Origin of the sequence: Kushneria indalinina DSM 14324, assembly GCF_003385845.1 — a bacterium.
Lineage (GTDB): Bacteria > Pseudomonadota > Gammaproteobacteria > Pseudomonadales > Halomonadaceae > Kushneria > Kushneria indalinina.
The window spans coordinates 614,610-627,664 of the sequence record NZ_QRDJ01000006.1; the positions used below are offsets into that span (position 1 = coordinate 614,610).

The window sequence follows — 13,055 nt, forward strand, 5'->3', positions numbered from 1 at the left end:
TTGGACCCTGACCTGGAGAAGATCGCATGGCTTTCACGCTGCGTGCAGCGGGGGGTAGGGATGCGGCGGCACTCAACGCCCTGGAGCGCACCTGTTTCGGTGACAACGAAGACAGTTTCAGCCCTTCGCAGCTGAAGTATCTGGTAACGAAGGCCAATGCGCAGACGCGTCTGGTCGTGGATGATGACGGTGCCCTGATGGGGTATGGCACGCTGCTGTTTCGCCGCAACGAGAAACGGGCGCGCCTTTACTCCTTTTGCCTGCATCCGGAGGTGCGCGGACAGGGACTGGGGCAGCGGCTGCTACTGGCGCTGGAGGCCGTGGCCCTGGCGCGTGGCTGCGACAGCATCTATCTGGAGGTGCGGGCCGATAACCGTTCGGCCATATCGCTGTATCGGCGCATGGGGTACGAGGTGCTGCACTGGATGGAGGATTATTACCATGACGGCTGCGCGGCCTGGAAAATGATCCGCTCGCTGGGGGAGAGTGCCAGCACGGCGCCATAGTCGTTCATCGGCCTGAAGGCCTGTCGCTCAGGGTTGGTGGCAGGCGTCTCGGACGCTATGATCGGCAGTTCACGTTTTCGCGGGAGTGTGGCATGTCGAGTCTTCCTCCGGATCCTGCCACGGATGATCGCGTGCGCTCTCCGGTCAAGCGTGCCTTCTGGATCGTACTGGCAGCGCTTTGTTTCGGGATCGGGATCGTGGGTATTTTCCTGCCCCTGCTGCCGGCCACCGATTTCATGCTGCTGGCGGTCATTTGTGCGTCAAGGGGCTCAAAGCGCTTTGAACGCTGGATTCGGCGTAACCGCTTCGCGGGGCCGTTGATTCGGGCCTGGGAAGAGGAGCGCGCCATTCCTCTGCCGGCCAAGATCATTTCGATCGGCATGATGTTTTTCAGTGCCTGGGTGATCTGGGTGCATACCGGCTTTAACTGGATCTTCTGGGCGCTTTTGATGGTGTTGATCATCGTGGGCACCTTTGTGGCCACGCGTCCGCTGCCTTCCGGCAAGTCCCGCCTATCAAATGACTGATCCTCTGGATTTCCCGTTTTCCTTCGTGGCCATCGGCTGTCGTATCAAGCCCGTGTTTTGGAATGACGCCATCATGCTGACTGGAAAAAAATACTCGGGGAAGGCGTCATGCGCTATATCTGGATAGGCCTTGCCGGGCTCTGCTTTGTGCTGGGCGCCATCGGCGTCATCGTACCGCTGCTGCCGACCACGCCCTTCATGCTGGCTGCGGTGGCGCTGGCCTCAAAGGGGTCGCCACGCTTTGCGCACTGGATTCGCCAGCACCGGCTGGCAGGGCCCGCCATACGCCACTGGGAGCATGAGCGCGCCATCTCGTCACGCGCCAAGGGGGTGGCGGTGGCGACCCTGATCTTCAGCGCCGTGGTGATCTGGCTGACCATTCCGTCTCTGGCCGTGCGTATCGGGGTGACCGTGCTGCTGACGGGCATCGGTACCTGGCTTGTCACACGCGCCACGCCCTCGCCGCGCCAGAAGTCATAACCCTGCCCGTTCATGCGCGCGTGCTTTGAGCCGCCGATGACTTGCGGCGTACACTAGGCACACGATCGATCAATTTCAGGAGCCCTCCATGGCCGAGCCGCAAGCCATTCATCTCAGCGATTACCGTCCCCCGGCCTACCGCGTCGAAAAAACCGAGCTGACCTTTGATCTTGACCCCAGTACCACGCGGGTCAGGACACGTCTTCACCTGCAGCGCCACCCCGAATACGGTGAAGACGCTGCATTGACGCTGCACGGCCATGGGCTTACTACCGAGCGCGTTGCCATTGATGGTCAGGCGCTGCTGGAAAGCGAATATCGCATTGAAGATGATCAACTGGTGATCGATCGGGTGCCGGCCGAGTTTGTGCTGGATACCGAGGTGGTCATCGACCCGGCCAACAATACCGCGCTGGAAGGGCTTTATGTCTCGGGGCCGATGTTTTGCACCCAGTGCGAGCCCGAAGGCTTTCGTCGCATTACCTGGTACCCGGACCGCCCGGACGTAATGTCCGTGTTTACCACGACGGTTATCGGCGACCGGCAGCGTCAGCCGGTGCTGCTCTCCAACGGTAACCCCATCGAGCGCGGCGAGCTGCCCAACGACCGTCACTTTGTCACCTGGGAAGACCCGCACCCCAAGCCCTCTTATCTGTTTGCGCTGGTGGCCGGCTCGCTTGAGTGCGTGCGGGACAGCTTCACCACCATGAGCGGGCGCGAGGTGGCGCTCGAGCTGTGGGTCGAGGCGCCCAATCTGGAAAAGACCGACTGGGCGATGGCCTCGCTCAAGCGCGCCATGACGTGGGACGAAGAGGCCTACGGGCGCGAGTACGATCTGGATCTGTTCATGATCGTGGCCGTGGATGATTTCAACATGGGCGCCATGGAGAACAAGGGGCTCAACATCTTCAACAGTGCGGCGGTGCTGGCCAACCCGCAGACCACCACGGACGCGGCCTTTCAGCGCATTGAAGGGATCGTGGCGCACGAATACTTCCATAACTGGTCGGGCAATCGTGTCACCTGCCGCGACTGGTTCCAGCTGGCGCTCAAGGAAGGCTTTACCGTCTTCCGCGATCAGAGCTTTTCATCAGATATCAACTCGGCGCCGGTCAAGCGCATCGAGGACGCCGCACTGCTGCGCACCCTGCAGTTTGCCGAAGACGCCGGGCCTACCGCGCACCCGGTGCGCCCCGATCATTTCATCGAGATCTCGAACTTCTACACCCTGACCATCTATGAAAAGGGTGCCGAGATCGTGCGCATGCTCAGTAACCTGCTGGGAGAAGAGACGTTCCGCCGCGGCAGCGATCTCTATTTTGAGCGCTTTGACGGTCAGGCGGTGCGGGTCGAGGACTTTGTCGATGTGATGGCCGAGGTATCAGGTGAAGACCTGACCCAGTTCATGCGCTGGTACGCCCAGGCGGGCACGCCGCAGCTGACCGCGCGCAGCGACTATAACGCCGAACAGCGCCAGCTCACTCTGACCATCCGTCAGCAGACGCCGCCCACGCCGGGTCAGGAGGACAAGCAGGCGCTGCATGTGCCGGTACGCATGGGCCTTCTGGGGGCTGATGGCGAGCCGATCAAGCTGGTGATCAACGGCGAATCAAACGGCACCGACACCGTGCTGCATCTGCGTGAGGCCGAGCAGCGCTGGGTATTCGATGACGTTGATGAAGGCGCGGTGCCGTCGCTGCTGCGCGGCTTCTCGGCGCCGGTGCGGCTGGATTACCCCTGGTCGCGCGATGAACTTTCGCACCTGATGCGCTTTGACGAGGACGGCTTTAACCGCTGGGACGCCACCCAGCGACTGGCGCTGATCGCGATCGAAGAGATGATGGTGGCCCATCAGCGCGGTGAGCTCATGGCCCTTGATGCCCGCCTGATTGAAGCCTTTCGTCACCTGTTGCGCGAGCCCACGGATGACAAGGCGGTGCTGGCCGAAATGCTGCGCCTGCCCAGCGAGGCGTGGATTGCCGAGCAGCAGACCCGGGTGGATATCGACGCCATTCACGGGGCCCGCCGCGCCGCGATTGAGCAGCTGGCGGATAACCTGTTTGCCGAGTTTGAAAGCGTCTATCACGCCAATCAGCAGACGGATGCGTATGCCCCGACGCCCGACCAGATCGCCTCGCGCAGTCTCAGGAACGTGGCGCTCTCCTATCTGGTCGCCAACGGTGAGCCCGAGGCGCTTAACATGGCCCGTGCCCAGTATGAGGCCGATCACAACATGACGGACGTGCGCGCAGCACTCACATTGCTGGCGCATTCGGACCGTGCCGATCTGGGGGATCCGGCGATTCGCGCCTTCGGCGAGCGCTGGGCCCATGATTCACTGGTGATGGATCAGTGGTTTGCCACCCAGGTCACACGCCCGCAGGCGGATGCGCTGGAGCGTGTGCGCTTTCTGATGAAGCATCCGGCCTTTTCGATCAAGAACCCCAACCGGGTGCGCGCGCTGATTGGTGCCTTTACCCAGCAGAACCGGGTCAATTTCCATCGTCTCGATGGTCAGGGCTATCAGCTGCTGGCGGATGTGGTGATCGAGCTCAACCGGCTCAATCCGGAAATTGCCGCCCGCATGATCGTACCGCTCACGCGCTATCATCGCCTGGATGAGCAGCGCCAGAAGTTGATGCGCGGTGAGCTTGAGCGTATTCGAAAAGAGGAGCTTTCACGCAACGTCTACGAGGTGGTAGAGAAAGCGCTCGCCTGAGCCTGGTCTGACCCCACAAAAACGGCGCCCACCCGGGCGCCGTTTTTTTGATGCCGCCGGCCGGGCCGGGGCATGCCCTGCAAGCTGTATCAGGGGGCGATGGCGCGGGTGGCGTCGGTAAAGCCCAGCAGCGAAATACTGGTATCCAGGCGCTCACCGTTGGGGTCGAAGAGACTCACCGTGGCTCTCGTGCCGCCACGCAGCTGGTTGAGCAGCTGACCCTGCAGGGGCAGGTCGGCGCGACAGGCATCATCCATGCAGACCTGATAAGGGAAGGGGATCTCTTCGCCATTGTCGACCTGCAGCTGCAGACCCGGTGCCAGGCGCACGCCCAGCGGCAGCAAAAAGACCATGACCGGATCACTGCTTTGCGGCGGGTAGGCTACCACCACTCGCATGACAGGACGGTCGCTCCCGGGGCTGTTGACCAGCTGTGTCATGGTGCAGCGTGCGTCATTGCCGCCGCCCTTCGGGCAGCGCACTTCCCAGTCCCTGAACTGTTGAATATCGGCATCGGGTGCGTTTTGTGGCTGCGCCTGGGCAGTGGGCACCATATAAAGGGAAAATAGCATCGTCAGCAGGGCCAGAATCCCTGAAGCCGACATACGGCGTAACGGCATGTGCAGTCTCTCCTGTCAAAAATGGACGCAGATTGTCGATGGCAAACCCAGGTAATGCCACGCAAGCAGTACCCGAAGCGCTACACACTAAGCCCTGAGACCTGCTTTATAAAGCGCTATTCGCCTTGTGGCACATGGCCTCGAAATAGCCGGCCGCTGAAACGAGAGAAGAGCAGGGTAGAGTAGAGGCGCCGGCACTTCCGGCTCCGACATGGCAGAGGCTCTGAATCGACAGGCGATACCGCATGGGCAAAAAGGGAGCAAGGCCCGGTATGTCGGGCCTTGCGTTCAGGGTCTGTTCCCGAAGCATTCAGGCGCTGGTCGATTTGCCGGTAAAGTGGGATACCGGTTTGTCGATGTCACGATCCATGCCGCGGCCAAAGGCCTTGAGTGCTTCCATCAGAGGGGTGATGGCTCGCCAGAGCTCGTCATCGTGCAAAAGCTTCCAGGTCCCTGACATGCCCGGGGCTTCTCCTTCCTCGGTATGCTCACGTTTCTGGCCGGCGGCCTCTACGGCGTCCTTCAAGGAGAACGCCACCTTGTAGAACTGGCCCGGTTCGATGCGTGACAGCACCATCGCCAGCACCGACAGGTTCTGGATGACGTTGAGCGAGCCCTCCTTGTTCAACCCCTTGATCAGCACTTCTGCCACATCGTTATTGGCCGCCACGAGATCGTTGGCAAAGCGCAGCACGCCATGTTCGTGCAGTGTTTGCAAAAGCCGGTCGAGCTCTTCATGGGCATCCGGCCCGATCTTTGGCGGTGTGACGTCGTGCGAAATACGCTCGGCCATTACATTTGCTCCGGATGCTGGATGTGTTCAGGGGGCTCGACATAGTCCTGGCGCGCCCATTTGACGGCAGGGTTCGGCCCTTCATTGGGCGTGGGGTGGCCGTAGCGGAAGTTAGTGTGCGGCAGCGGTGGCGCGCCCTTGTCGCGAGGCAGCACTTCAAGGCGCACCGCGGTTTCCTTGTAGGCCGGGGTATCGACCACCGGGTCATGATGCTCGCCGGTCAGGGCGTTGACGCCGGGCTTGCCCTGGTGGATGGGCAGAAACAGAGTGTTGCCGCGAACGCGGTCGGTGACCAGAGCGCGGATCTCCTCGATTTCGCCACGACGCGAGACGAGGCGCACCCAGGTGCCGTCCTCAATGCCTCTTTTGCTTGCGAGCTCAGGGCTGACTTCCACAAACCAGCTGGGCACCTGACTCCAGAAGCGCGGACCGCGGCCGGTCTGGTTGTTGGCCTGAAAGTGCTCCAGAAGCCGGCCGTTATCGAGCATCAGGTCAAACTCGTTATCCTCGGCTTCCTGCGGTGGCTGCCACTTCAGCGGGAAGAGTACCGCGCGCTTGTCCTCGAAGTTGAAGCCCTCGGTATACAGCAGCGGTGTGCTGGTGCCATCGGCCTTCACCGGCCAGAGCTGTGAGTTCCAGCCCTCCAGGCGCTCGTAGCTGACGCCGGCAAACAGGGGGGCAATGCTGGCGCACTCGGCCATGATCTCGCTGGGATGGGTATAGCCCCAGTCATGGCCCATGCGCGCGGCCAGGTCGGTCAGAATGCGCCAGTCCGGGCGGCTGTCGCCCAGTGGTGGCATTACTTCATAAAAGCGCTGAATGCGGCGCTCGGTATTCACGAAGGTGCCTTCCTTTTCCACGCTGGGGCAGGCGGGCAGTACGACATCGGCAAACTCGGCGGTCCGGCTTAAGAAGATGTCCTGCACCACCATGAAATCGAGTCTGGTAAAGGCATCGTGGACGTGATGCGTATCGGCATCTGCAAAAGCGGTTTCTTCACCGATGATGAACATGGCCTTGAGATCTCCGCGTTCGGCGGACTGCACCATCCTGAAGTTGCCTTCGCCCACCTGATCGGAAAGCCGCTCCTTGTCGATACCCCAGCCCTTTGCCCAGCGCCTGCGCGCGGCATCATCGGTGACCGATTCATAGCCCGGGTAGAAGTCGCGAAGACAGCCAAAATCGCTTGCGCCCTGCACGTTGTTATGTCCGCGCATGGGATAGCCGCCGGTGCCCGGTTTGCCGTAGTTGCCCGTCACCAGCAGCAGGTTGGAGAGCGCCGTGCTGGTGTCCGAGCCGTGCGTGTGTTGGGTGATGCCCATGGCCCAGAGCAGACAGACGCTCTCGGCGCGGCCGATCATTTCGGCGGCCTCAATGAGCTGCTGGCAGGGAATGCCGGTCATTTCCTCGGCATATTCCAGCGTGAAGGGGGCAAGCGAGCGACGATACTCCTCGACCTGGTTGACGTGCTGATCGAGAAATTCGGTATCGGCCAGATCATGATCGAACATGTAGCGCGACAGCGCCGAGGCCCAGATCAGATCGGTGCTGATGCGGCCCTGCAAAAAGATATCGGCGCGGTCGGCCATCTCGTGCTTGCGGGGGTCCGCCACGATCAGCTTCTGTCCATGCAGCTTTTGGGCGGCCTTGATTTTCGAGGCAATCACCGGATGGCACTCGGCGGTGTTGCTGCCCACGATCACCACCACCTCGGCCTTCTGAATATCCTCGATCGTGCCGGCATCGCCACCGTAGCCCACGGTGCGCATGAGCCCCTTGGTCGCCGGGTTCTGACAGTAGCGTGAGGAGTTGTCGACGCTGTTGGTGCCGATGATGGCGCGTGCAATCTTCTGGGTCAGGTAGGCCTCTTCATTACTGGCCTTGCTGGAGCCGATAAAGCCGATGCTCTGTGGCCCGTGGGTGTCGCGAATCTCCAGCAGCCGCCGGGCGACCAGATCCAGCGCCTCATCCCAGCCGGCCTCGCGGAATTTACCGTTCTCACGAATCAGCGGCATGGTCAGACGATGCCTGTCGTTGACGAAATCCCAGCCAAACCTGCCCTTGATACAGGTCGAGATGCCGTTGGCGGGGGCGTCGACGACCGGCTGTACCTTGAGGATGTGTCGGTCCCGGGTCCACATCTCAAAGGAGCAACCCACGCCGCAGTAGGTGCAGACCGTCTTGGTACGCTTGATTTCGGGCTGACGCCAGGCCATGTCCATCATCGAAATACCGGTGATGGGCCGGGCGCCAATGGTCTCTTCGACTGTCTTGATCATGTCGATCAGCGGGCGCTTGATTTTCTCCGGCATGGCCGTCAGGGGACCGGCATCGGGCTGCATGGTCTTTTCCAGCAGCGCGTTACAGGGACAAACGGTGACACAGTGGCCGCAGTGTACGCAGCTTGAGTCATCGATCTCGCGACCGCCGTCCCAGAGCACGCGTGGGTGCTCCATCGAATAGTCGATCGAGAGCGTCTCGTTGACCTCTACATTCTGACAGGCCTCGACGCAGCGTCCGCAGAGAATGCACTGATCGGGATCATAGGTATAAAAGGGGCCGGAGGTATCCTTGTCGTGGGGCTTGCGCGTGAAGGCGTAGCGCTGGATGGGAATGTCCATGTCCGCCACGGTATTGTGCAGCGTGCAGTCACCGGTATTGTGCTCACAGACCGTGCAGTAGAGCTCATGCTTGCCGAGAAGCCGATCCATGCCTTCTTCGCGTGCAGCGCGGGCTCGGTCGGTGTCGCTTCTGAGCTCAAGGCCTTCCTCACTTCTCAGGGTACAGCCTCGCACCAGTTCACCATGGTGCTCCACCCAGCAGGTGTCACAGGTTTCAAGCGGACCCAGTGAGGAGTGATAACAGACGTGGGGCAGGTCGATACCCTGTCCGGTCAGGAAATCGATCAATGGTGCATCCCGAGGGCCGGTCAGATGCTTTTGATCGTATGAAATCGTACAGTCCGTTGCCTGTTTCATGGTGGCGTGCGTCCCCGGTCCTTGAGGAAGGTGATCAAATGCGCAGCAGGGTGGGACCATGAAGGGAATCTGTCGGCTCAGGCCCGCGTCGGTGTGCGCATGAAGGGAGCAGGTGTCAGGCCTGCCTTGTTTCAGATTAGCCACGTTCCGAGGGGGCGGCAAAAGCAGGTTGATAACCTGGTTTAAGTATTTCGGGTTTCGAAGAGCGCACCGATATCGGCCGGCAGTGCTCCTGCGACACTCAGGCTTCCGGAATGGGCGTGCCTCGATCACCAAATACCGGGCGCAGCACGAAATTGGAGTGTACGCCCGTCACGCCTTCAATCGGGGTGATGTGCTCCAGCAGCAGTCGCTGGTAGTCATCCATGTCCTCAACGCGAATCTTGAGCTGGTAGTCGACCTCCTGACCCGTAATCATCAAACACTCGATCACTTCGGGCAGGGCGGCAACGCGCTGCTCAAAATTGGCAAAGCGCTCGGGCGTGTGGCGATCCATGGAGATGTGGACCAGCGCCATCAGGCGATACCCCAGCCTTCGGGCATCGACCTGGGCCTGATAGCCGGTAATCAATCCACTCTCTTCAAGGGCGCGTACCCGCCTTAGACAGGGGGACGGCGACAGACCCACGCGATCGGCCAGTGCCTGATTACTGATGCGACCCTCCGTCTGCAGTATTTCAAGGATATGCCGGTCGTAGCGATCAATCGCAATACCGGGTTGTCTTTCGGACATTTGTTGGCACCTTGTTCTACAAAAATATTAAATATTGGCACTATATTGCGCAGTTGGCACAGTTTAGCATGATAATCGCAAGGACCTGTCAGGTCGGCAGCGCTATACTTTATTGACTGCCAAAAGCAGTGCCGATTCGGCTCATGGGTCCGCTTCACAAGAGAAGACATCCATGGCGCCCCTGTCCGGGCATGAAACATTCCTTCAGCGCTTAATCAGAGGTCAACATGACTGCTTTCAATCATCGCAAGTACAGCCCGGCGCCGCGTGTGCCCGCCTTCAATCGCCAGTGGCCGGATCGTGATCTTGAGTCCGCGCCGATCTGGGTCAGTGAAGACCTTCGCGATGGCAACCAGGCGCTACTGGAACCGATGAGCGTGGAGCAGAAAAAGCGTTTCTGGAAACAGATCATCCGGGTGGGCATCAAGGAAGTCATGGTCGGGTTCCCGTCCGCCAGTCAGCCCGATTATGACTTCGTGCGCTGGCTGATCGAGGAAGACCAGATCCCCGAGGATGTCACCATTGCGGTACTGGTGCAGTGTCGTGAGCACCTGATCGAGAAGACCTTTGAGGCACTGGTGGGCGCCAAACGCGCCATTATCCACCTCTATAATTCGACCTCGACCACACAGCGCGAGCGTGTGTTCGAGATGGACCGCGACGGCATTATCAATATTGCGGTCAGCGGCGCGCAGTGGGTGAAACAGCATGCCGATCGCTACCCGCAGGTGGACTGGCGCTTTCAGTACTCGCCGGAGAGTTTCTCCAGCACCGAGATCGATTTCTCGCTGGCCATCTGCGAAGCCGTCATGGAGGTGTGGCAGCCCACGCCGGAGAACAAGTGCATTCTGAATCTTCCCAATACGGTGGAAGTGGCAGGCCCGCATCATCATGCCGACCAGATCGAATATTTCTGCCAGAACATCAGCCGACGCGACAGCGTGATTATCTCGGTGCATACCCATAATGACCGCGGCGGTGCCGTGGCAGCCGCCGAACTGGCACTGCTGGCGGGGGCCGAACGTGTTGAAGGGACGCTGCTGGGCAACGGCGAGCGCACCGGTAACATGGATATCGTCACGCTGGCGATGAATCTTTACAGCCAGGGCATCGACCCGGCGCTTGATCTGTCGCGCCCGGATGAAATCATTCAGGTGGTGACCGAGTGCACCGGCATTACCATGCACCCGCGTCACCCGTGGGTGGGCGAGATGGTCTATACCGCCTTTTCCGGCAGCCATCAGGACGCGATTCGCAAGTCGCTCAAAAAGCAGGGTAATGATGAGCCCTGGCAGGTGGCCTATCTGCCGATCGACCCGCGCGATATCGGCCGCGACTATCAGGCCGTGATCCGTGTCAACAGTCAGTCGGGCAAGGGCGGCATGGCCTTTTTGCTGGAGCGCGATTACGGCATCAGTCTGCCGCGCTGGATGATGCTGGCGCTGGCGCCTTACGTGCAAAAGGAGAGCGAGCGCCTCAGCGGTGAGCTTTCAAGTGAGTCCATTCGCCGACTGCTGTTTGCCACCTTCATGTGCGAAGGGCCGCTGTCGCTGGTGGACTATCGCCTGTCACGGGCCAGCGAAGAGGGACTGTCGATCACGCTGGAACAAAACGGCGAACGCCTGACGCTGGAAGGCAGCGGCAACGGCGCGATGTCGGCCTTCATGAATGCCTGGCAGCGCCATAGCGGTCAGCAGATCGGCATTCTCGATTACAACGAGCACTCGCTGGGTGAAGACAGCGACGCCAACGCCATTGCCTTCGTGCAGCTCAATGTGGATGGCCAGCGTTTGTGCGCGGTGGCCGAGGACAGCGATACCGTCAGTGCTTCGCTCAAGGCCGTGATCGCAGGGATCAATCTGTGTAATGAAACGGTCGGAAGTCGGGACGGCCTGACGGCGATCGCCGACAGCGAAAGCGCCTGACCGCTCCAGACGTCATCCATTGAAAAAGGCCTGTTGCCACTGCGGCAACAGGCCTTTTGCGTCTCGGGCCGGACTCAATAGGGCGAGGACAGCAGCATCTGAACATCGGCATCCATGGGGACCCGGAAACTGGTCGCGCCGAGCACCAGTTGATCGGCCAGACGCACGACCCGGGCGTTGACGAATACCTCGCCGCGGGCAACCGCGTAGGTGCCCAGCAACACGGCGCTGGCATTGTAGTTGTTGCCCAGCCGCTGAACGTTGCGAGACAGGATAAGCTCGCCGGTGTACTCCTCGATATAGAGGCTATCGCGCAGCTTGACCTCGATGACGTTAAGCCCGTTTTCAACCATTTTGGAGGTCAACGCTTCCGTGAGTGTACGTCCCAGCGTTGAGGAGCGGCCAAGCTGGTCCACGTCAACGAAGGTGGTGGCAATGATGGTGTCAGTGGCGGCAAGGCGGCCGTGGGTGTTCCTGACCAGTCGTTCGGCGGCGGTGTCGACCCGAGAGAGCAGCGTCGGTTGCTCAGGCACGGTGTGGTAACCCGGCAGGGCGGAACAGCCCGTGATCAGCACCGACAGCAGCAACACAATGGGTAGATACAGTCGAGACAGTCGTTTGCTTACCATTGCGATGAGACCCTCAGCCCGTCACGGGCTTCATAATGATTGCTGTCACCGGCGTTGATGTAATAGATGTTGGAGGACGAATACAGCAGCGTGTCAAATTCGTTGGCACGGGTGGTAATGATGACTTCCGTATTGCCCACCTCGGTGATGTTGCCGCTGAAGGCATCAAGCATGGCGGCACCCGGAATCAGTGCCAGAGCGGGTTCCGACCAGTGATTGAGCGGCTGGAAAGCCCATGCCACGCCCGCGGCAAGCAGGGTAAAGGTGCCCGGTGGGCGGCGGATGCTGCCCCGGTCGCGGTGTTTCACGACCTGCACCGTCGGATTGATGATGACAGCGCCTTCGGGCTGGGTGCTGACCAGCGCGCCCTGCTGGACCAGCTGGCTTTCCAGCAGCGAATGAAAGCCACGCGCGAAGGGGGTGGCCGGCTGCGGCGAGAAAACATACAGGGGGCTGCTGCGAAGGCGCTGATTGGCCATGATGCCGCGAGCTTCATTGCGGGCCAGCACCTCCCAGTGGTGGGCCGCCTGCATGCGCTGCTGATCACTCAACTCCCAGGTAGTGGCCATGGGCACCTGGGAGGTATTGACTTTGAGACAGCCACTCAGCGTGGCCGCAAGGCAGATGACTCCCAGAATCCTTAACGACATCAGTACCCTTCCCGTGACGGCGCTGGCCTTTTTGGCACGCGCCATGGTTGATCAGGAAGGTCTTATCGGCGATGTCGGATTCGGCTTGAGCCCGGCCATGTGATTGATCGCTGCGTCAAGCCATTTGGCCGCAGCCCATGAGCGGCAGGTGGTGTATATACCCGGATGTAGTGCCAGCGGTGTCAGGGGATCAGCCATGACAATACCAGAAGCCCCAGCACCAGCCAGATCAGCCCACCGATGATGCCGCCGCGCAGCATGGCGCGAATGCCGTTGATCAGAAGCAACAGGCCGATCACCAGAATGGCCAGACTGAACATGGACGGGCTGATGCCCAGCGAGCGGGTCAGCCCGTCGATGAAGCCGCCCATGGCACCGAACAGGTTAGCGAAAATGGAGGCCAGAAACTCAACGATGGCGCGAATGATATCGCCCAGCGTTTCGCCGACCCAGCTGAAAAAACCGTCTGACTGCATAGTGAAGTTTCCGCGAGAA

The 13,055-nt window shown here is 60.5% G+C and carries 12 protein-coding genes; 5 read left to right on the forward strand and 7 right to left on the reverse strand.

The window, feature by feature from the left end:
- The first annotated feature begins 26 nt into the window (after nucleotides 1-26).
- The 4 genes from C8D72_RS02835 (at nucleotide 27) to pepN (ending at nucleotide 4,232) form a co-directional block, all read left to right on the forward strand.
- Entirely contained in the window at nucleotides 27-506 is a 480-nt protein-coding gene (locus C8D72_RS02835) for a GNAT family N-acetyltransferase (protein ID WP_115852878.1), read from the forward strand.
- Nucleotides 507-598: 92 nt separating this feature from the next.
- Entirely contained in the window at nucleotides 599-1,033 is a 435-nt protein-coding gene (locus C8D72_RS02840) for a YbaN family protein (protein WP_115852879.1), read from the forward strand.
- Nucleotides 1,034-1,141: 108 nt separating this feature from the next.
- A complete protein-coding gene (locus C8D72_RS02845; protein ID WP_115852880.1) occupies nucleotides 1,142-1,513 on the forward strand; it encodes a YbaN family protein in 372 nt (123 codons plus the stop codon).
- An 88-nt stretch (nucleotides 1,514-1,601) separates the two neighbouring features.
- Nucleotides 1,602-4,232, forward strand: coding sequence for an aminopeptidase N (gene pepN / locus C8D72_RS02850; protein WP_115852881.1), 2,631 nt, complete (start codon nucleotides 1,602-1,604; stop codon nucleotides 4,230-4,232).
- 89 nt (nucleotides 4,233-4,321) lie between these two features.
- On the opposite strand, the gene C8D72_RS02855 is transcribed toward pepN, so the two are convergent.
- The 4 genes from C8D72_RS02855 to C8D72_RS02870 all read right to left on the reverse strand — a co-directional run bounded on the left by C8D72_RS02855 (nucleotide 4,322) and on the right by C8D72_RS02870 (nucleotide 9,356).
- Entirely contained in the window at nucleotides 4,322-4,852 is a 531-nt protein-coding gene (locus C8D72_RS02855; protein WP_211308750.1) for an invasion associated locus B family protein, read from the reverse strand.
- 310 nt (nucleotides 4,853-5,162) lie between these two features.
- Complete coding sequence (locus C8D72_RS02860; protein ID WP_115852883.1) at nucleotides 5,163-5,645, reverse strand: helical membrane plugin domain-containing protein; 483 nt, start codon at nucleotides 5,643-5,645, stop codon at nucleotides 5,163-5,165.
- On the reverse strand, nucleotides 5,645-8,623 hold the full coding sequence (gene fdhF, locus C8D72_RS02865) for a formate dehydrogenase subunit alpha (protein ID WP_115852884.1): 2,979 nt from the start codon (nucleotides 8,621-8,623) through the stop codon (nucleotides 5,645-5,647). Before fdhF ends, C8D72_RS02860 begins: the two co-directional genes overlap by 1 nt.
- Nucleotides 8,624-8,864: 241 nt before the next feature.
- Entirely contained in the window at nucleotides 8,865-9,356 is a 492-nt protein-coding gene (locus C8D72_RS02870; protein WP_115852885.1) for an Lrp/AsnC family transcriptional regulator, read from the reverse strand.
- A 227-nt stretch (nucleotides 9,357-9,583) separates the two neighbouring features.
- Here C8D72_RS02870 and C8D72_RS02875 point away from each other — a divergent pair, with 227 nt between their 5' ends.
- Entirely contained in the window at nucleotides 9,584-11,281 is a 1,698-nt protein-coding gene (locus C8D72_RS02875; protein ID WP_115852886.1) for a 2-isopropylmalate synthase, read from the forward strand.
- A gap of 74 nt (nucleotides 11,282-11,355) precedes the next feature.
- Here the strand turns inward: C8D72_RS02875 and C8D72_RS02880 are convergent, their stop codons facing one another.
- From C8D72_RS02880 to C8D72_RS02890, 3 genes are all read right to left on the reverse strand, one after another.
- Nucleotides 11,356-11,910 carry a FlgO family outer membrane protein gene (locus C8D72_RS02880; RefSeq protein ID WP_115852887.1) on the reverse strand — a complete coding sequence of 185 codons (555 nt, stop codon included), beginning with the start codon at nucleotides 11,908-11,910 and terminating at the stop codon, nucleotides 11,356-11,358.
- Nucleotides 11,904-12,560: a hypothetical protein gene (locus C8D72_RS02885; RefSeq protein ID WP_115853588.1), complete on the reverse strand. Its 657-nt coding sequence runs from the start codon at nucleotides 12,558-12,560 to the stop codon at nucleotides 11,904-11,906. Before C8D72_RS02885 ends, C8D72_RS02880 begins: the two co-directional genes overlap by 7 nt.
- Nucleotides 12,561-12,742: 182 nt before the next feature.
- A complete protein-coding gene (locus C8D72_RS02890) occupies nucleotides 12,743-13,036 on the reverse strand; it encodes a hypothetical protein (RefSeq protein ID WP_115852888.1) in 294 nt (97 codons plus the stop codon).
- Nucleotides 13,037-13,055 lie beyond the last annotated feature (19 nt).